This is a genomic window from Mesorhizobium sp. BR115XR7A (assembly GCF_020165315.1).
In the GTDB taxonomy this organism is placed as follows: domain Bacteria; phylum Pseudomonadota; class Alphaproteobacteria; order Rhizobiales; family Rhizobiaceae; genus Mesorhizobium; species Mesorhizobium australicum.
In genome coordinates this window covers 619,123-643,384 of the sequence record NZ_JAIUHW010000001.1, presented here as the reverse complement: position 1 = coordinate 643,384, position 24,262 = coordinate 619,123, and the positions used below count along the sequence as shown (strand labels likewise).

General features: G+C 63.1%; 29 protein-coding genes and 2 tRNA genes. 20 read left to right on the top strand and 11 right to left on the bottom strand.

The genetic code is table 11. From position 1 onward, the window contains the following. The first annotated feature begins 36 nt into the window (after positions 1-36). The gene (locus tag LB557_RS03450; RefSeq protein ID WP_015318439.1) at positions 37-270 is read left to right on the top strand and encodes a DUF680 domain-containing protein; all 234 of its coding nucleotides are present in this window, start codon (positions 37-39) and stop codon (positions 268-270) included. A gap of 210 nt (positions 271-480) precedes the next feature. After that, a complete protein-coding gene (locus LB557_RS03445) occupies positions 481-720 on the top strand; it encodes a DUF680 domain-containing protein (RefSeq protein ID WP_015318438.1) in 240 nt (79 codons plus the stop codon). 50 nt (positions 721-770) lie between these two features. Here LB557_RS03445 and LB557_RS03440 read toward each other — a convergent pair whose 3' ends face one another. Genes LB557_RS03440 through purM form a run of 3 tightly spaced genes read right to left on the bottom strand, consistent with a single transcriptional unit; the run spans position 771 to position 3,111 of the window. Next, positions 771-1,277, bottom strand: coding sequence for a SixA phosphatase family protein (locus LB557_RS03440; protein WP_224643780.1), 507 nt, complete (start codon positions 1,275-1,277; stop codon positions 771-773). Between the two features lie 14 nt (positions 1,278-1,291). Beyond that, the gene (gene purN / locus LB557_RS03435) at positions 1,292-2,005 is read right to left on the bottom strand and encodes a phosphoribosylglycinamide formyltransferase (protein WP_015318436.1); all 714 of its coding nucleotides are present in this window, start codon (positions 2,003-2,005) and stop codon (positions 1,292-1,294) included. Continuing rightward, positions 2,002-3,111 (bottom strand): phosphoribosylformylglycinamidine cyclo-ligase, encoded by a 1,110-nt coding sequence (gene purM, locus LB557_RS03430; RefSeq protein ID WP_140617178.1) that lies wholly within the window; start codon positions 3,109-3,111, stop codon positions 2,002-2,004. Before purM ends, purN begins: the two co-directional genes overlap by 4 nt. A gap of 209 nt (positions 3,112-3,320) precedes the next feature. On the opposite strand from purM, the gene LB557_RS03425 reads away from it, so the two are divergent. The 5 genes from LB557_RS03425 to LB557_RS03405 all read left to right on the top strand — a co-directional run bounded on the left by LB557_RS03425 (position 3,321) and on the right by LB557_RS03405 (position 6,809). Further along, positions 3,321-3,875 (top strand): CDP-alcohol phosphatidyltransferase family protein, encoded by a 555-nt coding sequence (locus LB557_RS03425; protein ID WP_015318434.1) that lies wholly within the window; start codon positions 3,321-3,323, stop codon positions 3,873-3,875. Then, positions 3,850-5,130 carry an AI-2E family transporter gene (locus tag LB557_RS03420; RefSeq protein WP_411970513.1) on the top strand — a complete coding sequence of 427 codons (1,281 nt, stop codon included), beginning with the start codon at positions 3,850-3,852 and terminating at the stop codon, positions 5,128-5,130. The genes LB557_RS03425 and LB557_RS03420 overlap by 26 nt, the downstream gene beginning before the upstream one ends. A gap of 1 nt (position 5,131) precedes the next feature. Next, positions 5,132-5,836, top strand: a complete 705-nt coding sequence (gene hdaA, locus LB557_RS03415) for a DnaA regulatory inactivator HdaA (protein ID WP_140790610.1) — start codon at positions 5,132-5,134, stop codon at positions 5,834-5,836. Positions 5,837-6,165: 329 nt separating this feature from the next. Then, a complete protein-coding gene (locus LB557_RS03410) occupies positions 6,166-6,423 on the top strand; it encodes a type II toxin-antitoxin system Phd/YefM family antitoxin (RefSeq protein ID WP_015318431.1) in 258 nt (85 codons plus the stop codon). Further along, positions 6,420-6,809 (top strand): type II toxin-antitoxin system VapC family toxin, encoded by a 390-nt coding sequence (locus tag LB557_RS03405; protein ID WP_140726273.1) that lies wholly within the window; start codon positions 6,420-6,422, stop codon positions 6,807-6,809. Before LB557_RS03410 ends, LB557_RS03405 begins: the two co-directional genes overlap by 4 nt. Positions 6,810-6,837: 28 nt before the next feature. Here the strand turns inward: LB557_RS03405 and LB557_RS03400 are convergent, their stop codons facing one another. Together LB557_RS03400 and LB557_RS03395 are read right to left on the bottom strand one after the other, a co-directional pair. Continuing rightward, on the bottom strand, positions 6,838-7,218 hold the full coding sequence (locus tag LB557_RS03400) for a hypothetical protein (RefSeq protein ID WP_224525536.1): 381 nt from the start codon (positions 7,216-7,218) through the stop codon (positions 6,838-6,840). A gap of 24 nt (positions 7,219-7,242) precedes the next feature. After that, positions 7,243-7,319: transfer RNA gene (locus LB557_RS03395), tRNA-Pro, on the bottom strand. 124 nt (positions 7,320-7,443) lie between these two features. On the opposite strand from LB557_RS03395, the gene LB557_RS03390 reads away from it, so the two are divergent. From LB557_RS03390 to LB557_RS03365, 6 genes are all read left to right on the top strand, one after another. After that, positions 7,444-7,749 (top strand): ETC complex I subunit, encoded by a 306-nt coding sequence (locus LB557_RS03390; protein ID WP_015318428.1) that lies wholly within the window; start codon positions 7,444-7,446, stop codon positions 7,747-7,749. A gap of 44 nt (positions 7,750-7,793) precedes the next feature. Then, positions 7,794-7,870 (top strand) — tRNA-Arg (locus LB557_RS03385). 268 nt (positions 7,871-8,138) lie between these two features. Beyond that, on the top strand, positions 8,139-8,360 hold the full coding sequence (locus LB557_RS03380; protein ID WP_015318427.1) for a hypothetical protein: 222 nt from the start codon (positions 8,139-8,141) through the stop codon (positions 8,358-8,360). Positions 8,361-8,560: 200 nt separating this feature from the next. Next, complete coding sequence (locus LB557_RS03375) at positions 8,561-9,349, top strand: GGDEF domain-containing protein (protein WP_140824678.1); 789 nt, start codon at positions 8,561-8,563, stop codon at positions 9,347-9,349. Positions 9,350-9,517: 168 nt separating this feature from the next. Continuing rightward, complete coding sequence (locus LB557_RS03370) at positions 9,518-10,516, top strand: glycosyltransferase family 4 protein (RefSeq protein ID WP_224525529.1); 999 nt, start codon at positions 9,518-9,520, stop codon at positions 10,514-10,516. Positions 10,517-10,669: 153 nt separating this feature from the next. Then, on the top strand, positions 10,670-11,896 hold the full coding sequence (locus LB557_RS03365) for an anion transporter (protein ID WP_224643781.1): 1,227 nt from the start codon (positions 10,670-10,672) through the stop codon (positions 11,894-11,896). Positions 11,897-11,898: 2 nt separating this feature from the next. Here the strand turns inward: LB557_RS03365 and LB557_RS03360 are convergent, their stop codons facing one another. Beyond that, positions 11,899-12,486 carry a TetR/AcrR family transcriptional regulator gene (locus LB557_RS03360; protein ID WP_015318423.1) on the bottom strand — a complete coding sequence of 196 codons (588 nt, stop codon included), beginning with the start codon at positions 12,484-12,486 and terminating at the stop codon, positions 11,899-11,901. Positions 12,487-12,570: 84 nt separating this feature from the next. Between LB557_RS03360 and LB557_RS03355 the strand changes: the two genes are divergently transcribed. Next, entirely contained in the window at positions 12,571-13,467 is an 897-nt protein-coding gene (locus LB557_RS03355; protein WP_015318422.1) for a crotonase/enoyl-CoA hydratase family protein, read from the top strand. Here the strand turns inward: LB557_RS03355 and LB557_RS03350 are convergent. The 5 genes from LB557_RS03350 to LB557_RS03330 all read right to left on the bottom strand — a co-directional run bounded on the left by LB557_RS03350 (position 13,413) and on the right by LB557_RS03330 (position 17,611). Continuing rightward, complete coding sequence (locus LB557_RS03350; RefSeq protein WP_015318421.1) at positions 13,413-13,733, bottom strand: cupredoxin family copper-binding protein; 321 nt, start codon at positions 13,731-13,733, stop codon at positions 13,413-13,415. The genes LB557_RS03355 and LB557_RS03350 overlap by 55 nt on opposite strands. After that, positions 13,730-14,254 carry a DUF4142 domain-containing protein gene (locus LB557_RS03345; protein ID WP_015318420.1) on the bottom strand — a complete coding sequence of 175 codons (525 nt, stop codon included), beginning with the start codon at positions 14,252-14,254 and terminating at the stop codon, positions 13,730-13,732. The genes LB557_RS03350 and LB557_RS03345 overlap by 4 nt, the downstream gene beginning before the upstream one ends. A 106-nt stretch (positions 14,255-14,360) precedes the next feature. Then, the gene (locus LB557_RS03340) at positions 14,361-15,047 is read right to left on the bottom strand and encodes an RNA polymerase sigma factor (protein WP_015318419.1); all 687 of its coding nucleotides are present in this window, start codon (positions 15,045-15,047) and stop codon (positions 14,361-14,363) included. Positions 15,048-15,136: 89 nt separating this feature from the next. Further along, positions 15,137-16,216, bottom strand: a complete 1,080-nt coding sequence (locus tag LB557_RS03335; RefSeq protein ID WP_224643782.1) for an HPP family protein — start codon at positions 16,214-16,216, stop codon at positions 15,137-15,139. A gap of 207 nt (positions 16,217-16,423) precedes the next feature. Next, positions 16,424-17,611: a cystathionine beta-lyase gene (locus LB557_RS03330; RefSeq protein WP_224643783.1), complete on the bottom strand. Its 1,188-nt coding sequence runs from the start codon at positions 17,609-17,611 to the stop codon at positions 16,424-16,426. 342 nt (positions 17,612-17,953) lie between these two features. Between LB557_RS03330 and LB557_RS03325 the strand changes: the two genes are divergently transcribed. The 6 genes from LB557_RS03325 to LB557_RS03300 all read left to right on the top strand — a co-directional run bounded on the left by LB557_RS03325 (position 17,954) and on the right by LB557_RS03300 (position 24,154). Next, on the top strand, positions 17,954-18,589 hold the full coding sequence (locus LB557_RS03325) for a DUF1326 domain-containing protein (RefSeq protein ID WP_023773469.1): 636 nt from the start codon (positions 17,954-17,956) through the stop codon (positions 18,587-18,589). A 9-nt stretch (positions 18,590-18,598) separates the two neighbouring features. Further along, on the top strand, positions 18,599-19,450 hold the full coding sequence (locus LB557_RS03320; protein ID WP_224643784.1) for a DUF2182 domain-containing protein: 852 nt from the start codon (positions 18,599-18,601) through the stop codon (positions 19,448-19,450). Positions 19,451-19,885: 435 nt separating this feature from the next. Beyond that, a complete protein-coding gene (locus LB557_RS03315; protein WP_015318414.1) occupies positions 19,886-20,914 on the top strand; it encodes an amino acid ABC transporter substrate-binding protein in 1,029 nt (342 codons plus the stop codon). Positions 20,915-20,976: 62 nt separating this feature from the next. Next, positions 20,977-22,164, top strand: a complete 1,188-nt coding sequence (locus LB557_RS03310; RefSeq protein ID WP_224644195.1) for an amino acid ABC transporter permease — start codon at positions 20,977-20,979, stop codon at positions 22,162-22,164. Between the two features lie 4 nt (positions 22,165-22,168). Further along, positions 22,169-23,326 carry an amino acid ABC transporter permease gene (locus LB557_RS03305; RefSeq protein WP_140790534.1) on the top strand — a complete coding sequence of 386 codons (1,158 nt, stop codon included), beginning with the start codon at positions 22,169-22,171 and terminating at the stop codon, positions 23,324-23,326. Between the two features lie 78 nt (positions 23,327-23,404). Then, the gene (locus LB557_RS03300; RefSeq protein ID WP_031240865.1) at positions 23,405-24,154 is read left to right on the top strand and encodes an amino acid ABC transporter ATP-binding protein; all 750 of its coding nucleotides are present in this window, start codon (positions 23,405-23,407) and stop codon (positions 24,152-24,154) included. The last annotated feature ends 108 nt before the right edge of the window (positions 24,155-24,262 follow it).

Sequence of the window (24,262 nt, the reverse complement as noted above, 5' to 3'; positions counted from 1 at the left end):
ACTTGACGGACAGACCAGACCTATCGGAGTAAAGAAATGAACAGGATCGCACTTACCGCCGCCGCCATTCTCGTTGCCACGGGCGGCGCCTTCGCCGGCAGCGACAATTATGGCTCTGACAATGTCAATCAGCCGGCGGTCACCGCGCCCGCGGGTAAAATCGACCACAGCTATACGGCTTCGATCCGCAAACCGGTCGAACACCGCGGTTTCAAGCTGACGCCCGATTCCAATCAGCCTGATCCCGGCCAGGGCAACTGGGGCAACTGATCCACGCCGGCCTCGCCTGGCTTGACGACAAAGAGCGGTGGGCCTGGCCCGCCGCTCTTGTTTTGAATGAGGTTCAGACCGAAGGCCGCCGATCTTACCAGTCGGCAGAAACATCTCACGTCCCGGAATAAAACCAGGCTGCATCTGGTCTTCTCCTCAGCGGAACCGTCCTCCCAAGACGCCGCCCAACGGATGAACTAGGAGATTGAAATGAACAGACTTGCTCTCGCTACCGCCGCTATCCTTGTCGCAGCCGGAGGTGCATTCGCCGGCAGCGACCACTATGGCTCCGACAATGCCAACCAGCCGGTCGCCCCGGTCGCCGGCGTGGATCACGCCGCCACGGGCGCCGTCAACGACACGGATATGATCAAACACAAGACCGCCGACACCAAGATGAAGCCAGCCACCGACTGGCCCGAGCCTGGCCAGGGCATCTGGGGTAACTGATGTCGCGGCTGCGGCGGGTCTGATCTGCCGCACCCGCGGACATTAGACTTCTAGCTCAGATCCTTCGGCCGCAGGCAATGTGTCAGCCTGGCGGTCGACACCCCGGACCAATCGTCTTCAAGGACGAAGCGCGCGAGGGCTGCTGTCGGAAACTTTTCCTCGAGCCTCTTGCGCGCCTTCGCCTCCGATCCCGGTCCGGCAAGCTGTTTTGCCAGCTCCTCAAGGCCCGGATTGTGGCCGAGAACCAGCAGGCAGCTGGTCGAAGGGTCCGCTTTGCGTAGCTGACCCAGAATATCCGCCGCTGCGGCATCGTAGAGCGCCTCGGCAAACGCGACCCGGGGATGCACTGGCAGTTCCGCCGCCACCAGCCGCCAGGTATCGCGGGTGCGCAGCGCCGGCGACACCAGCGCCTGATCCGGCAGCCAGTTGCGCGCTCCAAGCTCGCGGCCGATCAGCCGGGCCGCCTTCAACCCACGTTCCGCCAGCGGTCGGAAATCGTCGAGGTCAGGGTCGTCCCAACTCGATTTGGCGTGACGCAGCAGGAGCAGCTGTTTCATCGCTGCGCTCTCGCTCAGGGCGTGATCCGCGCCAGGTGCTCGAGGTCGGCTTCCTCGCGCAGCGGATCGGGCGCCATCACCACCGAGGTGCCGTTGTCGGCATCGTCGGCGAAGTGGGCAAGAACCGTATGCCCGGCCTCCATGCGTGCCTTGCCTTCGGCGACCAGTCCAAGCGCCAGCGGGTAGAGCCGGTGCTCTGCCTTGAGCACGCGCGCGGCCAGCGTATCGGCATTGTCGCCGACCATCACCGGCACGGCCGCTTGCGCGATGATCGGGCCATCATCCATCTCGGACGTGACGAAATGCACCGTGCAGCCATGGATGCGGATGCCGGCGGCCAACGCGCGCGCATGGGTGTCGAGCCCCTTGAAGGCCGGCAGCAGGGCAGGGTGGATGTTGATCATGCGGCCCTGCCATTTCTGGACAAAGCCGGGGGTCAGGATGCGCATATAGCCGGCCAGCGCCACGATGTCGGCGTTGAAGGCCGCAAGTGCCGCGTCGATCGCCGCGTCATGCGCCTGCTTGCTGCCATGGTCGGCGCGGGAAATGACCTGGGTGGCGATGCCGCGTGCCCTGGCGATGCCGAGGCCGGCGGCGTCCGCCTTGTCGGAAATGACGCCGGCAATCTCGGCCGGGAAGGCCGGATCGCTGGCCGCCGCGATCAGCGCGGTCATGTTGGAGCCGCGCCCCGAAATCAGGACAACGGTGCGTTTTCTCTGCGTGCTCATAGGCCGATCGAGCCCCGATAGATGACGCCGGCGTCGCGGCGCGGCACGATGCGGCCGATCGGCGTCACCGTCTCGCCGGCTTCCTGCAGCACGGCAGCGACCTGCGCCGCCTGACCGGAAGCGACAGCCAAAATCATGCCGATGCCGCAATTGAAGGTGCGCATCATCTCCTCCGGCGCCACGCCGCCTGTCTTGGCCAGCCAGGAAAACACCGGCGGCACGTCGATGGCATTGAGGTCAAGTTCGGCGGAAAAGTCCTTGGGCAGCACGCGCGGAATGTTTTCCGGAAAGCCGCCGCCGGTGATGTGCGCCAGCGCCTTGATGCCATGCGTGTTGCGGATCGCCTTGAGGATCGACTTGACGTAGATGCGGGTGGGTTCGAGCAGTGCCTCGGCAAGCGTCGCCTCGTCGTTGAACGGGGCTGGATCGTTCCACGCCAGACCGCTGGCGGCGACGATGCGGCGCACCAGCGAGAAACCATTCGAATGCAGGCCAGAAGAGGCCAGCCCGAGCAGCACGTCGCCCTCGACGATGTCGTCGGTGGGCAGGAGCTGGCCGCGTTCGGCCGCACCCACGGCAAAGCCAGCAAGGTCATAGTCCTTGCCGTGATACATGCCCGGCATTTCCGCCGTCTCGCCGCCGATCAGCGCGCAGCCGGCCTGACGGCAGCCCTGTGCGATGCCGCCGACAATCGCGGCACCCTGATCGGGATCGAGTTTGCCGGTGGCGAAATAGTCGAGGAAGAACAGCGGTTCGGCGCCCTGCACGACGATGTCGTTGACGCACATGGCGACAAGGTCGATGCCGATCGTGTCGTGTTTTCCCGCCTCGATGGCGATCTTGAGCTTGGTGCCGACGCCGTCATTGGCTGCTACCAGCACCGGATCGGTGAAACCGGCCGCTTTCAGATCGAACAGGCCGCCGAAGCCGCCGATCTCGCCATCGGCGCCCGGCCTGCGCGTCGCGCGCACCAGCGGCTTGATCTTCTCGACCATGAGGTTGCCGGCATCGATATCGACGCCCGCCTGCGCATAGGTGAGCCCGTTTCCGCGCTTGGCCGTTTTGTTCTGGCCCGTTTTATGCTGGCCGGTTTCGCGCTTGCTCATCGCAATGTTCCTGCTCGTTTGCGGGCTCTTCGCATGAACGGTTTCGGTCCGCAAGGATAACGGCCGAACCGGGCTTCGTTTGGCCGACAAAAGCGTGGATAGCCGGGGGCATCGCACTCAGTGCTTGCGGCTGGCCCAGCCGGCTCTCCCTTGCCTCGGCCCTCCATCTCCCTCATCTATCTCAACGCATAATACGGCGGGACAATGCGTTGACCATCCCCAACCTGATCACCATGCTGCGCGTTGTCCTGGTGCCTGCCGTGGTGTTGGCCATGCTGCAGGCGCGTTGGGACTGGGCCTTTGCCGGCTTCGTCGTTGCCGGCATTTCCGACGGCGTCGACGGCTTCATCGCCCGCCGCTTCAACCAGCAGTCCAGGTTCGGCGCCTATCTCGATCCGATCGCCGACAAGCTGCTGCTGGTTTCGGTGTTCGTCGTCATGGGCATCATCGGTCAGTTGCCGCTGTGGCTGGTCGTCACCATGGTGTCGCGTGACGCCTTGATCGTCTGCGCGGTCCTGTTGTCCACGGCGATGGCCCATCCGGTCGAGATCAAACCGTTCCTGGTCTCGAAGGCGAATACCGCCGTCCAGATCGTGCTGGCGGCGGTTGTGCTGGGCGAACTCGCCTTTGCCGTGCACCTCGACCCTCTGCGGCCAGGCCTCATATTGCTGTCCGGGGTCTTGACCGTGGCTTCGGCCGCGGCCTATCTCGTGGCTTGGCTGAGGCATATGAGCGGCTATGGCGAAGGCGGTAAATCAGGCTGACAAGCCCATCGACGGCAAGCCTGCCCGCAAGCCGGCCGCCCGCAAGGCGGCGGCGCTGGGCAAGACCGACGACGGCCAGATGGGTGTCGTCGTGCCGGAAGGCGAGACGGCGGCAGAGGCCGAGGCGTCGGCCACGTTCCGGCGCCAGATATTCTTCTGGCTGGCGGGTGCCGCGATCCTGGCGCTCTTCCTTTATGTCTTCAGCGACATCCTGCTGCCCTTCGTCGCCGGCATGGTGCTTGCCTATTTCCTCGATCCGGTCGCCGACCGTCTGCAGCGGCTCGGCCTCAGCCGCTTCATGGCGACGGTGGTCATCCTCATCACATTCCTGATCGTGCTGGTGCTGGCCTTGGTCATCCTCATTCCGGTGCTGGCGACACAGATGGCCGATTTCGCCGGCAAGCTGCCGGAGTACCTGACCCGGCTGCAGAGCCTGATCACCTCCTTTGATCCGAAGTGGCTGGAACAGAAATTCGGCGTCAACGCCAATGGCTTGCGCGATGGGTTGAACTCACTGCTGACCTCCGGTTTCGGCCTGCTCACGACGGTTTTCACTTCGATCTGGAGTTCGGGCGTGGCGCTGGTCTCGGTGGTCAGCCTGTTCGTGGTGACGCCGGTCGTGGCCTTCTACATGCTGCTCGACTGGGACCGCATGGTGGCGGTCATCGACAGCTGGGTGCCGCGCGACAACGTCGCCACGGTCCGCGCCATCGCGCGCGACGTCAACACCGCCACTGCCGGCTTCGTGCGCGGCCAGGGTACGCTCTGCCTGGTGCTGGGCGCCATGTACGCCACCGGCCTTACGCTGACCGGGCTGAACTTCGCCATCCTCATCGGCCTGTTCGCCGGGCTGATCTCCTTCATCCCCTATGTCGGCTCATTGACCGGGCTGGTGCTGGCCGTCGGCGTCGCCTTCGTTCAGTTCTGGCCGGACTGGACGATGATCGTCGCGGTTGCGGTGGTCTTCTTCATCGGCCAGTTCATCGAAGGCAACATCCTGCAGCCCAGGCTGGTCGGCAAAAGCGTCGGCCTGCATCCTGTATGGCTGATGTTCGCGCTGTTCGCCTTCGGCGCGCTGTTCGGCTTCGTCGGCCTTTTGATTGCCGTGCCGGCTTCGGCGGCGGTTGCGGTGCTGGTGCGATTTGCCATCGCCCGTTATCTCGAATCGCCGCTCTACAAAGGCCATGCGACAGAACCCGCACCGCCACTGCCAGCTGATCGCGGCGGCGGCCACCGCTCGCAACCGCGTCGCTGAAGTGACCGCGCAGCGAACCGACCCGCCACGCCAGTTGCCGCTCGATCTCGGCCATGGCACCGGTTACTCGCGTGATGAGCTGGTCGTCTCCGGCACCAACAACCAGGCGGCCGCACTGGTCGACCGCTGGCCGGATTGGCCAGCACCGGTGGTCGTGCTGGCGGGCCCAGCCGGCTCCGGCAAGACGCATCTGGCCTCGATCTGGGGCGCGCGCGCCAAGGCGGTGACTGTCGACGCCAGGCGCATTGGCGACAGCATCGCAAATCTTGGTGCCCGCCCGGCCCTGATCGATGATGTCGACGCACGCGCGGTCGACGAACTGGGCCTGTTCCATCTCATCAATGCGGTGCGTGGCGCCGGCTCGACGCTGCTTTTGACCGCACGCCGCTTTCCCTCGGCCTGGGGTGTGTCGCTGCCCGATCTTGCATCGCGGCTCAAGGCTGCGGCGACCGTCGAGATCCATGAGCCCGATGATCTCCTGCTCGCCGGTGTCATCACCAAGCTGTTCGCCGACCGCCAGGTCGAGGTCGAGCCGCATGTCGTGCAGTATTTGGTGCGGCGCATCGAGCGTTCTCTGGCAACCGCGATGCGTGTGGTGGAGCGCCTGGATCGTACCGCCCTGGAGCGCAAGATGCCGATTACAAGGACGCTGGCCGCCGAAACCGTCAATGCCATGGACGAAGGGCAGGGCGAGTTCGAGATTTGATGACTTCAGGCTTCCACCTGTCCTCGTCTCGACTGAGTCCCATTTTGGGAAACAAGACTGGCACTTATCTTGCTGCGTGAGCTTGCCGGCTAACCCCGGTCCTGATTGCGTTCCAAATCAGGTTGTAGGCTCGCCGGGACTGAGGCGGTTGGGGTTCTCGCCCGGCGAGCTTGCGTTCAAAATGCATCGAGCGGGTGCCGCCGCAGCGGACATCCACCCCAACGACACGGACCACCCCCGCATTGTCGAAACTCTTGAAATAGACCACTCGATGGTCTATTTCTCGATTAAAAGATTTGGACCGGAGAATGGTCCATGCGGAGTATTCGATGCAGGTATCCGTTACCGACGCCAAGGGACAGCTGACCGAGCTGGTGCGCCGCGCTGAGGCGGGCGACGAGGTCATTCTGACCCGTCACGGCCATGCGGCCGTGCGGCTGGTTCCCATCAAGGCAATGCCCGGCAAGGAAGGTCGCCGGACGCTCATGGAAGCGGCGCGTGCGGCAGGGGCGGCCAAGATGAAGGCCGGACCATCCGCTGCCCGCAGCCAGGACTTCCTTTATGGCGATGACGGCATGCCAGAATGATCGCGGTCGATACGTCGGCGCTTATGGCGATCGTCCTGAATGAACTTCAGGCCGACGCCTGCATGGCCGCGCTCGCAGCCGAGAACGACCTCCTGATCTCCGCCGGCACCGTTGCCGAGGCGCTGATCGTCGCGGCCCATCGTGGCGTCGCCGCCGAGCTGTCCAGCCTGATTGACGGGCTTGGTTTCGAGGTGGTGGTGGTAACGCTGGCCTCGGCCCGGCGTATCGCCGAAGCCTATGCGCGATGGGGCAAGGGCAGCCATCCGGCCGCGCTCAATTTCGGCGATTGTTTCTCCTACGAGGTGGCGAAGGAGCACGCTTGCCGGCTGTTATATGTCGGAGCCGATTTTTCGAAAACCGATATAGAGGGTGTGCTCTCAACGTAGCACTGCCGGCCGGTGAACTTGCGACCAATCACAGCCACATTCTGACGAAATGCCGGACCAACAGATAGACGGCCGAGTGCGCGGCGATATAGCAGGCCGCGACCAGCACAAAAATCCCGATGCTGGCTGCCCACGAACGGGAGGCGACGATGCCAGGTGCGAGCCTGCCGTGCCTGCGGCTCTCGCGATTGTTCCACGTCGCCAAGGCGGCACAGGCGATCGCCCATGCCACCATGAACGGAACCGTCACGCCCGCATAGGCGAAATAGGCCGGCCCGAACAGCGACATCCAAGTATCGATCCCAAGCACCGCCAACCCCCGTTTGCCGCAGCTTAAGCCAGCAATGCCGATGGAAGCGAGCATGAAATAATGACACGCGGATAAGGGCCAAAACCCCTTCGGTGCCATCGGTGTCGCATTTTAAATGAGAAATGGTCGGAGTGGAGAGATTCGAACTCCCGACCCTCTGGTCCCAAACCAGATGCGCTACCAGCCTGCGCTACACTCCGAACGCTCTGTTGCCTATTCATTTCGGTGGTACATGGCAAGTGCAAAAACCTTGCCGCCGCTGCCAATGCGCAGTAATGACGGGCGAAGAGGCGGCGATGCCGCCTTGCCAACAAAGAGGTGGCCATGTCCGCGCGCATTTTCAGCCCAGCCAAAACCGCGATGCAGTCCGGCAAGGCCAAGACCGGCCATTGGGTGCTGGAATTCGACCCCGAGATGCGCAAGAAGATCGATCCCTTGATGGGCTACACCACGTCGGGTGACATGAGAAGCCAGATCCGGCTCACCTTCGACACGCGCGAAGAAGCGGTGGCCTACGCGGAAAAGGAAGGGCTTGCCTTCCGTGTCGAGGAACCGAAAGAGACCAAGCGCCGCCAGATTTCCTATGCGGAGAATTTCCGCTATGACCGCAGAACGCCCTGGACGCACTGAAAGGCGGCAGGCCCAAGCATCCAGCCGGCCGTTGGCCGGCCGACGGTCCCGTAGCTCAGCTGGATAGAGCACCGGCCTTCTAAGCCGATGGTCACAGGTTCGAATCCTGTCGGGATCGCCAATAATTTCAATGGCTTATGTTGTATGACCTCACGCGGTCGCGCGATCCTACCCCTGCCTGCCAGTGCTGCCACGCCGCTTACCGGAAGCCGGAACAGAGTTCGGCCCGCACAGGGCTCTGGAATTATTTCGTGATCCGGCCCTGTTGGAACCTTGGCCAAGACTACGCGTTCGGGGCCTTGTATTCGTGGAACCTCATAAAAGGCACTATGCGGGCAAGCGAACGGGTGGGCAAAACAAGCGCGGGTTGGGGGAGGAGAAACAAGGCTATGTCGAAACGTGAAATTGGAACGTCCCCTGCCTTGGGGCGGCGTATCGCCGATCTCAGGGCCCGAATGCAAGACGCCGAAATTTCCGGCCATGAAATGAAAACCTTTCACAAGGTGGCCGCCATCATGGGATCTGGCGACGGTTCCTTGCAACTGGATGCCGACGACCTGATCGCGGCATCCTTCGTCGCCGAAGCGGTTGGGCCGGCGCCCAGCCGCTGACTTCGGAATTTCCCTTGTCCGAAATCCGGTGAGCAAATCGCGTCCGCCATTGGGGCACGGCCGTCTATTGGGCGATCGTGCTCCAGCGCCCGGCCCCTGATCTCGTCTCGTCGCCACCTGATCTCGAATTGAAAGGAAAGTCTTATCATTTTGTTTGCGTTGGCACGTCATAGTAGGGACGGCTAACGGAGTGAAAAGGGATGAAGCTGGACCTGTCGCCCACCAGCTGGGGCAGGGTGATGGCCGTCACCGCCGCCGGCACGGCATTCTTCATTGCCGTGGCGTTTTTCGTCGATTCGTTCAATTTCCCGTATCTTTCGCCCGAGTCTGTCTGGCGCGCTAAGCTGACCGACCTTCTGCTGCCCTTGGTGCTCGGCGGCTCGTTTCTGTTTTTCCTGATGTGGAAGATCCGCCAACTGGCGATAGCCCAGCGCGACCTCAGCGTCATTGCCGCGACGGACAGCCTGACGGCGGTGCTGAACCGCGGCGCCTTCTCGATGCTGGTCGAGGCCTATCTCGAACAGACCCGCAAGCAGGAAGAGACCCGTACCGGCGCGCTGCTGATCATCGATGCCGACCACTTCAAGTCGATCAACGACCGCCTCGGCCATGATTGCGGCGACCAGGCGCTCAAACTGATCGCGCAGGCGATCAAAGGCCAGCTGCGTGGCACCGATATCGTCGGCCGGATCGGCGGTGAGGAGTTCGGTGTATTCCTTCCCGGCGTCGACCCCTCGCAATCCTGGCTGGTTGCCGAAGGCATCCGCCGACGGATACGCGAAATGGACTTTTCGCCGGATGGCCGGTCCTGTCCGCTTTCCGTCAGCATCGGCGGCACCAGCTTCAGCGGGCCGACCACCTACGAGGCAATATTCTCCGCCGCCGACAGACGGCTTTATACCGCCAAGTCGAATGGACGCGATCAGGTCAGCTTCGATCCGGCGGAAGCCGCTCTAGTGTCTCCGCTCAGCGCCGCCACCGTCCACTGAGGGCAGCCTCGCAGCCGGCTGGCACGACCGCTTCCTTGACGCATACCTGTCTGTGTGCTTCCTCCGCGCAAGTGATGTATGGAGCATCGCCAGAAACACTCCTGCTTCTTGAGTCCCTCGATCGTGCGGTTCGCGGGCACGGCACGGCCCGCGGATGCAGGGAATTGAATGGCCAAACGCCCCGGGCCGGTAAGCACCGCGATCATGATCCACTTATTCAACGGCTTTCAGAACCCGTTTGGCGGCAGTGAGCGCGAAACCCTGGAGTTGTATCGGCTGTTGAGCGCCGAACCCCAGGTGCGCCTCTGGGCGACCTCGTCGCGCGTATCCGAAGACCTGATGCAGGAATTTCCGATACGCCGCGTCTCGCCGGCAACACGCAATGTGCCGGCTGGCGGCACCTATGTCTTTCTCGGTGCGCATTGGCGCAACAAGATGTGGCCTTATCTGATCCCGCGACCGCGCCGGCTGATCTATGTCTTCAACACCTTTCATCCCAAGATCATCGCCCTGACGACCCACAGGCCGCGCCTGCTGGGTTGGCCCGGTGCCGAACTGGTGCTGATCTCCGACTTTCAGAAGCGCATGCTGCGGGTCGAGGGCGTCGTGCATCCGTCACCCATCGACATCGAGCGCTTCTCGCCACGGCAGGTAAGGCCAAACGGTCCGTTCACGGTGGGGCGACTGAGCCGCGATACGGCGGACAAGCATCATGCTGACGATGTGGCGCTCTATGAGGCATTGCTGGCCGATGGCGATGCGGTGCGGATTCAGGGCGGCATGCCGCTCAAGGACAGGCTCGCGCCGCATTCGCAACTCGAGCTCCTGCCGCAGGGTGAATTTGCCGCCGAACAGTTTTTGCCGACGCTCGACGTCTTCTATTATCGCACCGGCTCGCATGTGGAGACGTTCGGCCGTGTGGTGTTCGAGGCGATGGCCTGCGGCCTGCCGGTCGTTTGCCATTCGCATGGCGGCTACGCCGATCATATCAGGCATGGCGAAAACGGTTTCCTGTTCGAAACGACGCAACAGGCAGCACGGATCCTGGCCGAGCTTAAAGCCGACCCGGCACTGCGGTTGGCCGTGGGTCAGAAGGCGCGGCGAACCGTCGAGCAGCTGTTTTCGCCGCGGGCGGTGCAACAGCGGTTGGACTTCTATCGGCGTTAGCGGCGCCACGCCGTCCGGCTTTCCAGACACCCTCTGCCAGCAATCCACGTACCCCGTTTGGCATCGATCCCGACATCGCGCTAAAGCTGGCATCACGTGAATCGCGGGGCGGCCGGCATCGGCGCGCAGACAGATCGAGCAGGGCTTCTACCGATGACATTGACGGGCGCCGCGGCACTGCTGATCCTGATCTTGACCTATGCCGGCGTCGCAATCGGCCGGATACCTGGCTTGCGGCTCGACCGGGCAGGCATCGCGCTGCTTGGCGGCGCGGCCATGATCACCATCGGCGCGCTCAGCATGGAGGATGCCTACCGGGCCATAAATTTCGACACCATCACCCTTCTGCTCGGCATGATGATCGTCGTGGCTCATCTGAAGGTGTCGGGTGCCTTTCGCGGTCTTGGCGCCATCGCCATCGAGCACGCGCATGCACCGTTCATGCTGCTGGTGATGGTGACGCTCCTCACCGGCGTGCTGTCGGCCTTCCTGGTCAATGATGCCATCTGCCTGGTCATGGCGCCGATCGTCGTCCACGTTACCCGCGTTATCAACCGCAATCCGATCCCCTATCTGATCGCCACCGCCACCGCTTCGAACTGCGGCAGCGTCGCCACCATCACGGGCAATCCGCAGAACATGGTCATCGGCGCGCTGTCGGGCATTTCCTATCCGGCCTTTTCGGCGGCACTCGCCCCGGTCGCCTTGTTCGGCCTTGTCGCGGTCATCGTCATCGTGCGCATCGTCTACCGCGCCGAATTCACCCGCAACGGCGAACTGACGCCACACATCTCGCGTGGCCGCATGCATCGCGGCCAGGTGCTGAAGGCGGTGGTCGTCTGCGTCGGGCTGGCGATCGCCTTCTTCGCTGGTGTTCCCGTAGCCAAGGCGGCGCTCATCGGCGGCGCCATTCTGCTGCTGACCCGCGCCATCAAGCCATCGCGCATCTACCGCGAGATCGACGGACCGCTGCTGTTCATGTTCGCGGGACTGTTCGTGGTGGTTGCCGGCGCGGAAAAGACGCTGCTGACACCTGAGATGATCGCCTCGGCCAAGAACATCGGGCTCGACGATGTCTGGAGGCTTTCGGGTTTCACCGCGGTGTTGTCCAACGTCATGAGCAATGTTCCGGCCGTGCTGGCGCTCAGGCCTTTCATACCCGGCCTGGAAAACCCCGAGCGCGCCTGGCTGGTCGTGGCCATGAGCTCGACGCTCGCCGGTAACTTCACGTTGCTCGGCTCGGTCGCCAATCTGATCGTCGCCGAGCAGTCCAAGGCCGCAGGCACGCCGTTGTCTTTCGGCGCCTTCTTCAAGGTCGGCCTGCCGCTGACGTTGATTACGCTCTTGGCCGGTACGGGATGGCTGGCGTTCGGGGGGTAGCCCTAGGCCTGGCTGCCCGACATTCGCGCCCTGACAAGCGTGGCCGCGGCTCGTCCGGCTGCTTCGACGTAGTCGGGGTTGCGATGGATGAGCATGATCGAAAAGCAGCCGTCGATCAGCAGCACGATCTCGCGCGCCAGCGCCCGCGGCCCCTCGATATGGTGGCCGGACAGTTCTGCCGCCAGCCATGTCTCGAAATTGCTTTTGTGCCGCGCCCCGACCTTGACCGCCGGGTGCCCTGGCATGGAGGCAAGCTCCGCGGCGGTGCGCAGGAAGCCGCATCCCTTCCATTTCGGATGGCGCGTGGCCCGGGCCAGGTTGGCGAAGATGGCTTGGACCTTGCTGTCCACACCACCTTGTTCAGCCTCGAACCAGCCGGCCATCCGTTTCAGATTGGGCTGATCGCGGCCGTCGAGATAGGCTGCGATGAGGTCGTCCTTGCTCTTGAAGTGGTAGTAGAGCGTCCGCTTCGTGAGACCCGCTTCCTCGGCGACGGCATCGACGCTGACACGGCCGATCCCCTCCGCGTAAAACAACCTGGTTGCTGCGTCGACAATGCGCTTGCGGGTAGGACTTTGTGCTTCGGGCATGGGTTTAAGTATACCGACTAGTGAATATACACAAGGCGCGAATGGCGTAACCTTCCATCTCATCACCATGCTGGAGGAAGCCAGATGACCGATCTTGTCCTGAACGAAAACAGGGAAGGCGTTGCCGTCCTTTCCCTCAACCGCCCGGAAAAGCTGAACGCGTTGAACTATGCGCTGATCGATCGCCTGCTCGCGACACTCGATGACATTGAAGTCGACGACCGCATCCGCGCGGTCATTCTGACGGGCGCCGGCGAGCGGGCCTTCTCGGCGGGCGCCGACATAGAGGAGTTCTCGGCCAGCGTGGCGCTGGGCGCCGAGACGGCGCTGCGAGACTTCGTCATGCGGGGACAGCGGCTGACGGCAAGGCTGGAAGCCTTTCGCAAGCCTGTCATCGCAGCCGTCAACGGCCTCGCCTTCGGCGGCGGCTGCGAAATCACGGAAGCCGTGCCGCTTGCAATTGCCAGCGACCGCGCGCTGTTCGCCAAGCCGGAGATCACTCTGGCAATGCCGCCGACTTTCGGCGGAACGCAGCGCCTGCCCAGGCTCGCCGGGCGCAAGCGCGCGCTCGAACTGCTTTTGACCGGCGACTGGTTCCCGCCACAGCGGGCTCTTGACCTTGGCCTCGTCAATCAGGTGGTTCCGCATGACGATCTGATGCCGGCTGCGTTCAATCTGGCCAGGCGTATCCTTCGGCACTCCGGACTGGCAGCCGCGGGCATCCTCACGGCGGTGACGCGAGGGCTCAATCTGAGCATCGCCGAAGGCTTGCTGGTCGAGGCCGAGCAGTTCGCCCGTATGGCCCCGACAGCCGATTTGCGCGAGGCGCTAGATGCCTGGATCAGCAGGCACAGGCCTGGACACGGCGGATCCTGGACGCATGTCGCGCGGCCCGAGGAGGCAAGGCGGGCCTCCTCGGCCCTGGATCACGGCGCCACCAGCAAGCGTCCCTTCATGTTGGGGTGGAAGCGGCAGAAATAGTCGACCGTTTGCGCCGTCTTCAGCGTCATGCTTGCCGACTTCTTCGGCGGAATTATCACCTCCCAGCCGCCCTTCACGGTAGCCGTGTGGGCGATCACGTCCTTGTTCACCCACTCGATCGTGTCGCCGACCTTGGCATCGACGCTGGCCGGCGAAAAGACGAGCTTGTCGACGGTGACCTGGATGGTTGCCGCCGCTGCCGGCGCTGTGGATGCCAACGCCAGCACGACCAGCCGCGCCAGAAGACCCAAGGCGCCCGCTTTCATTTCAGCATGCCGGCGACGTGTTCGGCATGCTGCTCATGGCCCTGGAAGATCTTGAGGCCGGTCTCGAGCAGGCTCTTCAGCTCGGCATTGCTGGCCGAGGGAATGAGCAGGGTTTCGAGCGCGCCATTGACCTGCTTGTGATAGGCGACCTCGTTTTCGATATAAGCCTTGTCGAAGGCCGCCCCTTTCAGCTTGGCGAGCTTGGCACGTTCCTCCTTCGCCGCCTTCGTCAGCGCCTGGCTGGTAGCGTTGTCCTCGGGCTTCACCTTGAGCTTCTTGACGAGATCGAGCGCCTGCTTGTTCACCGCTTCGTGGTCGCGCTCCATGTCCTTGGCGAAATCGACGACCTCCTTGCTCTTTGACTTCTTGATCGCCTGCTTGGCCGCCTCGATGTCGAGGACGCCTGCTGTATAGGCGATATGGGCGATCTGCGGGTCGGTCGGCTTGTCGGCGGCTTGCGAGACCGGGGCAGCGCCGACGAGAAGCAGGGCGGCAAGGGCGACGGTATATCGGGTGAACATGGCATCCTCCTTGGCCCGGCCGCGCGGAGGCGCCGGGCTCGAATTTGCAGTTGACGCTCATTGGATGCGGGGCGGGGAGAAACGTTCCCGGAAAATCAGGACGGCATCATTCGAAACCCAGCCGTCCCATCACCGCCTGGGTCAGTCGCTCGCAGCGCCGACCGGCGAAGGGGAAGGCATCGAGCAGCACAGGGCCGATTTCATCGTCCAGCGCCTTGCGCAACAGGGCGCGCGCCCGGTGCAGCCTCGTCTTGACGGTCTCCGGCCGCACGCCAAGCAAATCGGCGGTTTCCTCCATGCTCAGGCCCTCGATGACGCGGGCGACGAAGACCATGCGGTAGATGTCGGGCAGGCTGTCGGTCGCCCGTTCGACAAGTGCGAGAATCTGCCGCTGCGCCATCGTCCGCTCCGGATCGTCGTTGGATTTGAGGGGAAACCTGATTATCCGCGCTTCCGGATCGGCAGGCATCTCCACCGTGCGACGTCTCTTGCGCAGGCGGCCGAGCGCTTCGTTGATGACGATGCGCGACAGCCAGGTGGCGAGCGTGGATTGGCCGCGAAACGCCGCCAGGCTGGCGAAGGCGCTGACATAGGCCTCCTGGACGACGTCCTCGGCTTCGGCGTCGTTGCGCAGAATGCCGCGCGCGATGCGGTAGAGCCGCTGGTTGTATACCTTCATGATGGCGCGAAATGCATCCGGGTCACGGGTCAGCGCGCGGTGGACGAGCTGCATGTCGCCGGAAAGGCTTTCGGCAACCGCGGGCACCGTGGCGGGCATTGGCTGCTTGCTCATCGCGACCGGATCTCCTCGTGCAAATGCTGCACATTGGATGCGCCTGCCGGCAAAAGGTTCCCGGGCCAGAGGGATCCGGGTTCCCTATTCTAGGCTGCCGCCAATCCCTTGTCTGCCCGCTGCATGCGTGCGGCCACCGCCAAGAGGTCGGTCTGCGTGATCAGGCCGAGAATATGCCGCTCGCCGTCGACGATGACCACGGCATGGCTGCGGCCGTCGGTCAGCACTGGGAGCAGGCTCATCGCCGGTGTCTCGGGCGAGGCGGTGCCGGCTTTTGCCATGACGCTCTTCACCGTGTCGGTAGCTTTCGTCAGCTCGCGCAGGCCAACGGCGCCAACCAGCCGGGCATCCGCGTCGACCACCGGCAAGGTACGGATATTGTGATCGATCAGTTGCTGGCGCGCCTCGTCGGCGGTGGCTTGCTCGGACACCGAAACCACGTCGCGCGACATGATGTCCTCGCACAGCAGCGTGCGGTGCGAGCGCACCATGGCCTGCAGTTCGACTTGTCTCAGCAACCGTTCGAGGTCGTCGCGGTCGATGTCGAAGGTCTCGTCAAGTGTGGTCAGCGCCGCGTCGATATCCTCGGGCCGGAAACCGACGCGCTGCTGAGCCGGCGGATCGGCGGTGCCGTGGCTGTTGGCGGTTGGTGCCGCGACATGCGGGTAGTTGCGCCGCGCCAGCTTGTGGAAAAGGAAGCCCAGCGCCACCAGTATGGTCGAATTCAAGGCCACCGGCACGAACGGGAACAGGAAGCCCGCGCTGATGACGGCCGGGCCGCCGAGCACCGCCGTCAGCGCGGCGGCGCCGCCTGGCGGATGAAGACAGCGCGTGAACGACATCGCGGCGATGGCGAGCGCCACCGCGAGCCCTGAGGCAATCACCGGATCATGGATGAAATGCGCCACGGTCACGCCGACCAGCGCCGATATGGAATTTCCGCCGATGATCGACCAGGGTTGCGCCAACGGGCTGGCCGGTACGGCGAACAGAAGCACGGCGGATGCGCCCATCGGCGCGACCAGCAGGGCCACATGCGGGCCGCCGCCCATCGCCAGCCCGCTGATCACGCCCGTCAGCGCGATGCCGATCGTGGCGCCGATACACGCCAGGACGCGTTCGCGCAGCGTGGCGCCGGCGAGGATGGGGACAAAAAGACGAAAGGCCATTGGAAAACTTTGCGAGGACTGAATCTGTCGAGGATGCGTGCGGCACGCAATGCAGCCGAATTCGCCGATTTGAAAGTCAAACAAATCCGTAAAGTCATGACGTAGGAGAATAATATTGCGCACCGATCTTCGCCGGAGTGCTGGCAGCGCCTCGCGCTTTGTCATCAGCGTCAAGGGCTTGCGGCCCTTTGCTGACTCTGTTTGAGGTCAGCCTGCGCGCGCCGCTGCCGCAAGCCCGCCCCGGATGTCGGTTTTCAAGTCGTCGACATCCTCGAGGCCGATCTGCAGTCGTATCAGCGGACCTTCATAAGTGCCTTTCGCAACGACGCGGTCGCCAAGCCAGACCGGCACCGCGAGGCTCTCATAGCCTCCCCAGGAGTAGCCGAGACCGAAGATCCGCAGTGCGTCGAGGAAAGCGTGCTGCTCCTGCTGGCCACCACCGGCCAGCACGATCGAAAAGATGCCGCTCGAACCGCGGAAGTCGCGCTTCCAAAGGTCGTGGTCCGGATGGCTGGGAAGGGCAGGGTGGAGCACGCGCGCCACGCCTTTTTCGCCTTCGAGCCACGAGGCGATGGCAAGTGCGCTGCGCTGGTGACGGTCCAGCCGCACACCCATCGTGCGCAGGCCGCGCAGCACCTGGTAGACGTCGTCGGGTCCAGCACAGCAGCCAAGCGTGCAAAAGCTCTCGTAGAGTTGCGTCCAGCAGGCCTCATTGGCTGAGACAGTGCCGAGCAGCACGTCGGAATGGCCCGCCGGATATTTCGTCGCCGCATGGATCGAGATGTCGACGCCATGGTCGAGTGGCCGGAAATAGAGCGGCGTCGCCCATGTGTTGTCCATCATCACGATGGCGCCGGCCGCGTGCGCCGCCTTGGCGATCGCCGGGATGTCCTGCACCTCGAACGTGTTGGAGGCCGGCGATTCGGTGAGCACCACTCTGGTGTTCGGCTTGATCAACGCCGCGATGCCCGCGCCGATATTGGGAGCATAATATTCGACCTCGACGCCGAGCCGCTTCAGCATCGTGTCGGCGAAGTTTCTCGTGGGATGATAGACGGAATCGACGATCAGCAGATGGTCGCCCGCCGATACGAAGGCGAGCAGCGGCACGGTCACCGCCGCCAGGCCCGACGGCACCGCGATCGTGCCGGCCGAGCCTTCCAGCGCGTCAATGGCATGCGCAAGAGCGTCCGTCGTCGGTGTGCCGCGCGTGCCGTAAGTGTACTTCTGGCTGCGCGCGGCCATCGCGGCGGCATTTGGGAACAGCACGGTCGAGGCATGCACGACCGGCGGGTTGACGAAGCCGAAATAGTCATGCGGTTTGTTGCCCGAATGGGCGAGCCGCGTGTTGATGCCCATCGTGCCGGAACCCTGCTCGCTGCCGTCTTTCGCCATTCTTGGTCGCCTTGTTTGACAAGGCGCTAGCCATAATGCGGCGTGGTGGACCGTGCAACAGCCCACCGTTCGCCAGGAATGGACTTCGAATATGCCAATTCCTGGTCCGGAAGACCGCCCGCGATTTGATCCTGAATCGGACCAACCACGCGCGGCAGTGTCCTGTCGGAAGCTCGGTCGTCAGCTGGTGAACCTATTGTAGCCGGCTGCGAAAGGTATATGATAAATTTCTAATGTTAATCGCCGGATGCTTCGATCAGATGCTGCCGGATGGTTCTTGCCGGCTATCTCCTGATCCCGATCCGGGTATCCCGCTTAGCGAGCGGAAAGGGGAGGAATGTCATGCCTGACGTCAAATGGACGATGAAGGCGCGCGAATTCATCAACTGCAATTGCGCCTATGGCTGCCCGTGCCAGTTCAATGCCATGCCGACATACGGATTCTGCCAAGCCGTCGCCGGCATGGAGATTGAGACCGGGCACCACGGCGACACCAAGCTCGACGGGCTGCGCTTCGTCGGCATCTTCAGCTGGCCCGGCGCGATACACCAGGGCAGGGGCGAGGCCGCGGTGGTTATCGACGAGAGAGCCAGCGAAGCCCAGCGCGAAGCCCTGCTCCGCATACTGGGCGGTCAGGACACCGAACCAGGCGCGACAATATTCCAGGTCTTTTCGACCACCTTGGAGAAGTTCCACGATCCGATTTTCGCCGCGATCGATTTCGAGGTCGACGTCGATGGGCGAACCGGCCGGCTGCACGTCAAGGGCGTAACCGACGGCCGTGGTGAGCCGATCAAGAACCCGGTCACCGGCGCCGAGCACCGGGCGCGCATCGACCTGCCGCACGGCTTCGAATACGCCATCGCCGAGGTCGGGCGCGGCTGGACCAAGACGACGAGCCCGATCAAGTTCGAGGTGGCGGACACGCATAGCCATTTCGCCAACCTGCATCTCACGCAGAGCGGCATCGTGCATTGATCTGATCCAATGGGCGACACGGCTCTCGAGGCGGTGCTGCGGCGCGACCGCGCGGTCGTGACGGCCGCGCTCGCCGTCATTGCCGTGTTCGCCTGGGCCTATGTTCTTTGGCTAGCCGCCGACATGGGTAGCCCGGTGTCGGGCGGCGAGGCAGGCGACATGGCCGGGATGGACATGGCGAGCATGAATATGGGCGGCATGGATATGGGCGCCGCCGTGGTGCCGGGTTTCCGGGCCTGGGCATCGGCCGATTTCGTTTTCACCTTCACGATGTGGGCCGTGATGATGGTCGGCATGATGACGCCGTCGGTCGCGCCGATGTTGCTGCTCTATGCCGGCGTTGGCCGCAAGGCGCTGGCGGACAGCCGGCCTATCGCTTCGACGGCATGGTTTTTTACCGGCTATCTCGTCGTCTGGGTCGTCTTCAGCATCGTGGCGACGGGTGCGCAATGGCTGCTCACTCGTTTCGCCTTGCTTGATCCCGCGATGGCGGCGCACACCGCGGTGCTCGGCGGTGTCATTCTGATCGCCGCCGGCCTATACCAATGGACACCGATCAAGGGCGTCTGCCTGCGCCAATGCCAGGCGCCGATCGCGTTCCTGGCCAGCCATGGCGGGTTCCGCACCACCGCGCTCGGCGCATTTCGGCTTGGCATGGATCACGGCGCCTATTGTCTCGGCTGCTGCTGGGCACTGATGGCCCTGCTGTTCGTCGGTGGTGTCATGAACGTGCTGTGGATCGCCGGCATCGCCATCCTTGTTCTCCTGGAGAAGGTGGTCCCGGCCGGGCAATTGATCCCGCGCATCTCCGGTGCATTGATGGTCGCGGTCGGCCTCTGGCTGGGCCTTTCCGCGCTTTGAGACCGCGCGCCGATTTTGTCCACAAGCAATATCGACCGCTAATCATGGGTAATCGTCGGCCGAAGGTGTTCCGTAACGTCAATGCATTTCGTGCCCGGGGGCAGTAACGCCGAGCTATTGCCCGGAACGGATTTTACAGCGCCGGCTCACATCTGCGTCAAATGAGCTTTGCCGATTCAAGTCGCGCTTCTGACGAGATCGCGTGCACGTTTGTCTGCAATTCAGGCATTTCAGGCAATCGATTTTCAAACCCGGTCGGATTCGGTCATTTTCCTTGACCTCACGGGAATTATCGCCTTCGATGCTGTTCGTGAATGGGAGGCGGCGCGTCGGTTTGGGATGCGGGGTTTCGGGAATGGGCCGGGATGGGAGCTGCGTTCACAAGGGAAAAAAGATCAGGGTTTGCCTGAAAAAACAGAAAAGGGTCTGTGGGTTATGAAACACATTGCTATCGGCATTCTTGGCGCCGCCACGCTCGGACTGATGGCGTCGGCCGCGTCGGCCGGCACGCTCGACACCGTCAAGGCGAAGGGCTTCATCCAGTGCGGCGTCTCGACCGGTCTGGCCGGCTTCTCCGCGCCGGACGACAAGGGCGACTGGCAAGGCATCGACGCTGATTTCTGTCGTGCGGTTGCCGCCGCCGTCTTCGGTGATGGCACCAAGGTCAAGTTCACGCCGCTCAGCGCCAAGGAACGCTTCACCGCGCTGCAGTCCGGCGAGGTCGACATCCTCTCGCGCAACACCACCTGGACGATCAACCGCGATACCGCGCTCGGCCTGAATTTCATCGGCACGACCTACTATGACGGCCAGGGCTTCATGATCAACGCCAAGAAGCTGCCGGGCGTCAATTCGGCGCTGCAGCTTTCGGGCGCCGCCGTCTGCGTGCAGAGCGGCACGACCACCGAGCTCAACCTCGCCGACTACTTCAAGGCGAACAAGATGGAGTACAATCCGGTCGTCTTCGAGAAGCTCGAAGAGGTCAATGCCGCTTATGATGCCGGCCGCTGCGACGTCTACACAACCGACCAGTCGGGCCTTTACGGCATTCGCTTGACGCTCGGCTCGCCGGCCGATCACGTCGTGCTGCCCGAGATCATCTCGAAAGAGCCGCTAGGACCAGCCGTTCGCCAAGGCGACGACCAGTGGTACCACATCGTCAAGTGGACCTATTTCGCTCTGCTCGACGCCGAGGAGCTCGGCATCACCAAGGCCAATGTCGACGAGATGAAAAACTCCGCCAGCCCGGAGATCAAGCGTGTGCTCGGCCAGGAAGCAGACACCAAGATCGGCACCGACCTCGGCGTCTCCAACGACTGGGTCGTCAACATCGTCAAGGCCACCGGCAATTACGGCGAAATGTTCGACCGCAATGTCGGCTCCGGCAGCCCGCTCAAGATTGCGCGTGGCATCAATGCGCTATGGACCAAGGGCGGCCTGCAATACGCGCCGCCGATCCGCTGATCGAAATGTGATCCGGAAGGCAGGCTCCTGCCTTCCGGTTTCTCTTTCACAGGGGACGTGACATGGCATCGCAGGAAATCCTACGCGAGGAGCCGAGCCGCGGCTCCTTCGTCAATGACCCGAGAATTCGCAGTCTCTTCTTTCAGACGCTGGTCGTCATCGTTCTGTTCGGGTCCGTCTGGTGGATCGTGCAGAACGTCATCGACAATCTGCAGCGCCTGCACATCGCCTCCGGCTTCGGCTTCCTCAAGGGGCGCGCCGGCTTCGATATCTCGGACACGCCGATCGCCTATACGTCGGACTCGACCTATGGCCGCGCCATCGTCGTCGGCCTGATCAACACCATCATCGTTGCCGTCGCCGGCATCATCACCGCCACCATCATCGGCTTCGTCATCGGCATCGGCCGCCTGTCGCAGAACTGGCTGATCCAGAAGATCTGCACGGTCTATGTCGAGATCTTCCGCAACATCCCACCGCTGCTGGTCATCTTCTTCTGGTATTCCGGCGTGCTCGCCGTGCTGCCGGCGCCGCGCGATTCCTATCATCTGCCCTTCGGCTCGTTCCTCAACCAGCGCGGCTTCTATTTTCCGCGCCCGGTCTGGGGCGACGGCTCCTGGCTGATCCTGGTCGCCCTTGTCGTGGGCATCGCAATGTCATGGTTCGTTGCCCGCAGGGCGCGTCAGCGGCAGATGGCGACGGGCCAGCAATTTCCGGTGTTCTGGACCTCCGCCGCGCTGATCGTCGGCCTGCCGCTGCTGGCTTACGTGCTGAGCGGCTTTCCCCTGAGCTTTGACTTGCCCAAACAATCGACCTTCAACCTGACCGGCGGCTTCCAGGTCAAACCGGAGTTCCTTTCGCTCTATCTGGCGCTGTCCTGCTACACGGCGGCCTTCATCGCCGAAATCGTGCGCGCCGGCATCAGGGGCGTCAGCAAGGGCCAGACCGAGGCGGCGGCCGCACTTGGGCTGCGATCCGGTTCGATCCTGCGGCTGGTCGTGGTGCCGCAGGCCATGCGCATCGTCATCCCGCCGCTGACCAGCCAGTATCTCAACCTGACCAAGAACTCCTCGCTGGCGATCGCCATCGGTTATCCCGATTTGACGGCAACGGCCGGCACGGTTCTGAACCAGACCGGACAAGCGGTCGAGGGCGTGCTGATCATGATGATCGCCTATCTCATACTCAGCCTGGTGACCTCGGCCGTCATGAACGTGGTCAACGCCAGGATGGCGCTGGTGGAGAGGTAGGACCATGCAGGAACACGATTTGTCCTGGGTGCGCACCGAAATGGCGCTGGCGCAGCCCGCGCCAGCGAGCGTCAGCGGCCCCGTCGCCTGGGTGCGCAAGAACCTGATCGGCTCGGTCGGCGACACCATCCTCACCATCCTCGGCATCGTCATCGTCGCTTGGATTCTGCCGCAGGTCATCAACTGGGCGTTCATTAACGCACAGTGGACCGGACCGGACCGCACGGTCTGCGCGACCGTCGCGCAAGGCGGCATTCAGCCCGATGGCTGGAGCGGAGCCTGCTGGGCTTTCGTCAACGCCAAGTTCGGCCAGTTCATGTTCGGCACCTATCCGGTCGAGGAGCGCTGGCGGCCGATCCTGGTCGCCATCCTGTTCGTGGCGCTGCTGGTGCCGATGCTGATGCCGCGTGTGCCGCGCAAGGGGTTGAACGCGATCCTGCTTTTCCTGGTGCTGCCGATCGTTTCCTTCTTCCTGCTGGTCGGCGGCGTATTCGGCCTGCCGCATGTCGAAACCTCGCGCTGGGGCGGGCTGCTGATCACGCTGAGCCTGTCCTTCGTCGGCATCGCCGTATCGCTGCCGCTGGGCACCGTGCTTGCGCTCGGGCGGCGCTCGAAGATGCCGATAATCAAGATGCTGTGCATTATCTTCATCGAAGCCGTGCGCGGCATACCGCTGATCACCGTCCTGTTTTTCGTCAGCGTCATGCTGCCGCTGTTCCTGCCGGCCGGCGTCACTTTCGACAAGTATCTGAGGGCGCTGATCGGCGTGTCGCTGTTTGCGGCGGCCTATATGGCCGAAGTGGTGCGCGGCGGCCTGCAGGCGATCCCCAAGGGCCAGTATGAAGGCGCCGATTCGCTCGGCCTCGGCTACTGGCAGAAGATGAGCTTGATCGTGTTGCCGCAGGCGCTGAAGCTGGTCATACCCGGTATCGTCAACACCTTCATCGGCATGTTCAAGGACACCAGCCTGGTCCTCATCATTTCGATGTTCGACCTGCTCGGCATCGTCAAGCAGAACTTCTCCGACGCCAACTGGGCCACGGCGCAGACCGCGAAATCCGGTCTTGTGTTCGCCGCCTTCGTCTTCTGGCTGTTCTGCTTCGGCATGTCGCGCTATTCAATGTACACGGAACGCCGGCTCGACACCGGCTACAAACGCTAACAAAAGAACAAGGGGACCCCAGCCATGGCCACCGAAAATGCCGTCAGCGCGGAAGAGATCAAGGTCAACGCCGCCAAGATGCATATCTCGACCACCGATGTCGCCATCGACATCATCGCCATGCATAAATGGTACGGCGAGTTCCATGTGCTGAAGGACATCAACCTCAAGGTGATGCGCGGCGAGCGCATCGTCATTTGCGGACCGTCCGGGTCGGGCAAGTCGACCATGATCCGCTGCATCAACCGGCTGGAAGAGCACCAGAAGGGCAAGATCATCGTCGACGGCAAGGAACTCACCAACGATCTGAAAAAGATCGACGAGGTGCGCCGCGAGGTCGGCATGGTGTTCCAGCACTTCAACCTGTTCCCGCATCTGACCATCCTCGAGAATTGCACGCTGGCGCCGATCTGGGTGCGCAAGACGCCGAAGAAGCAGGCCGAGGAAATCGCCATGCATTTCCTCAAGCGCGTGAAGATCCCCGAGCAGGCCAACAAATATCCGGGCCAGCTTTCCGGCGGCCAGCAGCAGCGCGTGGCGATCGCCCGCTCGCTGTGCATGAACCCGCGCATCATGCTGTTCGACGAGCCGACCTCAGCGCTCGACCCGGAAATGATCAAGGAAGTGCTGGAAACCATGGTGGGGCTGGCCGAGGAAGGCATGACCATGCTGTGCGTCACCCACGAGATGGGCTTTGCGCGGAAAGTCGCCAACCGGGTGATCTTCATGGATCAGGGCCAGATCGTCGAGCAGAACACGCCGGCCGAGTTCTTCGACCATCCGCGCCACGAACGCACGAAGCTGTTTCTGTCGCAGATCCTGCACTGAGCGGACTACGCCAACTCGAGAAAGCCCGGTCGCGCCACGGCCGGGCGTTTTTGCCTCTGGCCGATCCGATAAATGATCTTCTCCATAGAGCCGCGAATGGAATCGCGA

What these genes read in the sequence shown, in the direction of transcription:
- LB557_RS03450 (WP_015318439.1), top strand. Translation starts at nt 37, where the DNA reads ATGAACAGGATCGCACTTACCGCCGCCGCCATTCTCGTTGCCACGGGC.
- LB557_RS03445 (WP_015318438.1), top strand. Translation starts at nt 481, where the DNA reads ATGAACAGACTTGCTCTCGCTACCGCCGCTATCCTTGTCGCAGCCGGA.
- LB557_RS03440 (WP_224643780.1), bottom strand. Translation starts at nt 1,277, where the DNA reads ATGAAACAGCTGCTCCTGCTGCGTCACGCCAAATCGAGTTGGGACGAC.
- purN (WP_015318436.1), bottom strand. Translation starts at nt 2,005, where the DNA reads ATGAGCACGCAGAGAAAACGCACCGTTGTCCTGATTTCGGGGCGCGGC.
- purM (WP_140617178.1), bottom strand. Translation starts at nt 3,111, where the DNA reads ATGAGCAAGCGCGAAACCGGCCAGCATAAAACGGGCCAGAACAAAACG.
- LB557_RS03420 (WP_411970513.1), top strand. Translation starts at nt 3,850, where the DNA reads ATGGCGAAGGCGGTAAATCAGGCTGACAAGCCCATCGACGGCAAGCCT.
- LB557_RS03410 (WP_015318431.1), top strand. Translation starts at nt 6,166, where the DNA reads ATGCAGGTATCCGTTACCGACGCCAAGGGACAGCTGACCGAGCTGGTG.
- LB557_RS03405 (WP_140726273.1), top strand. Translation starts at nt 6,420, where the DNA reads ATGATCGCGGTCGATACGTCGGCGCTTATGGCGATCGTCCTGAATGAA.
- LB557_RS03400 (WP_224525536.1), bottom strand. Translation starts at nt 7,218, where the DNA reads ATGGCACCGAAGGGGTTTTGGCCCTTATCCGCGTGTCATTATTTCATG.
- LB557_RS03390 (WP_015318428.1), top strand. Translation starts at nt 7,444, where the DNA reads ATGTCCGCGCGCATTTTCAGCCCAGCCAAAACCGCGATGCAGTCCGGC.
- LB557_RS03380 (WP_015318427.1), top strand. Translation starts at nt 8,139, where the DNA reads ATGTCGAAACGTGAAATTGGAACGTCCCCTGCCTTGGGGCGGCGTATC.
- LB557_RS03375 (WP_140824678.1), top strand. Translation starts at nt 8,561, where the DNA reads ATGAAGCTGGACCTGTCGCCCACCAGCTGGGGCAGGGTGATGGCCGTC.
- LB557_RS03370 (WP_224525529.1), top strand. Translation starts at nt 9,518, where the DNA reads ATGGCCAAACGCCCCGGGCCGGTAAGCACCGCGATCATGATCCACTTA.
- LB557_RS03365 (WP_224643781.1), top strand. Translation starts at nt 10,670, where the DNA reads ATGACATTGACGGGCGCCGCGGCACTGCTGATCCTGATCTTGACCTAT.
- LB557_RS03360 (WP_015318423.1), bottom strand. Translation starts at nt 12,486, where the DNA reads ATGCCCGAAGCACAAAGTCCTACCCGCAAGCGCATTGTCGACGCAGCA.
- LB557_RS03355 (WP_015318422.1), top strand. Translation starts at nt 12,571, where the DNA reads ATGACCGATCTTGTCCTGAACGAAAACAGGGAAGGCGTTGCCGTCCTT.
- LB557_RS03350 (WP_015318421.1), bottom strand. Translation starts at nt 13,733, where the DNA reads ATGAAAGCGGGCGCCTTGGGTCTTCTGGCGCGGCTGGTCGTGCTGGCG.
- LB557_RS03345 (WP_015318420.1), bottom strand. Translation starts at nt 14,254, where the DNA reads ATGTTCACCCGATATACCGTCGCCCTTGCCGCCCTGCTTCTCGTCGGC.
- LB557_RS03340 (WP_015318419.1), bottom strand. Translation starts at nt 15,047, where the DNA reads ATGAGCAAGCAGCCAATGCCCGCCACGGTGCCCGCGGTTGCCGAAAGC.
- LB557_RS03335 (WP_224643782.1), bottom strand. Translation starts at nt 16,216, where the DNA reads ATGGCCTTTCGTCTTTTTGTCCCCATCCTCGCCGGCGCCACGCTGCGC.
- LB557_RS03330 (WP_224643783.1), bottom strand. Translation starts at nt 17,611, where the DNA reads ATGGCGAAAGACGGCAGCGAGCAGGGTTCCGGCACGATGGGCATCAAC.
- LB557_RS03325 (WP_023773469.1), top strand. Translation starts at nt 17,954, where the DNA reads ATGCCTGACGTCAAATGGACGATGAAGGCGCGCGAATTCATCAACTGC.
- LB557_RS03320 (WP_224643784.1), top strand. Translation starts at nt 18,599, where the DNA reads ATGGGCGACACGGCTCTCGAGGCGGTGCTGCGGCGCGACCGCGCGGTC.
- LB557_RS03315 (WP_015318414.1), top strand. Translation starts at nt 19,886, where the DNA reads ATGAAACACATTGCTATCGGCATTCTTGGCGCCGCCACGCTCGGACTG.
- LB557_RS03310 (WP_224644195.1), top strand. Translation starts at nt 20,977, where the DNA reads ATGGCATCGCAGGAAATCCTACGCGAGGAGCCGAGCCGCGGCTCCTTC.
- LB557_RS03305 (WP_140790534.1), top strand. Translation starts at nt 22,169, where the DNA reads ATGCAGGAACACGATTTGTCCTGGGTGCGCACCGAAATGGCGCTGGCG.
- LB557_RS03300 (WP_031240865.1), top strand. Translation starts at nt 23,405, where the DNA reads ATGCATATCTCGACCACCGATGTCGCCATCGACATCATCGCCATGCAT.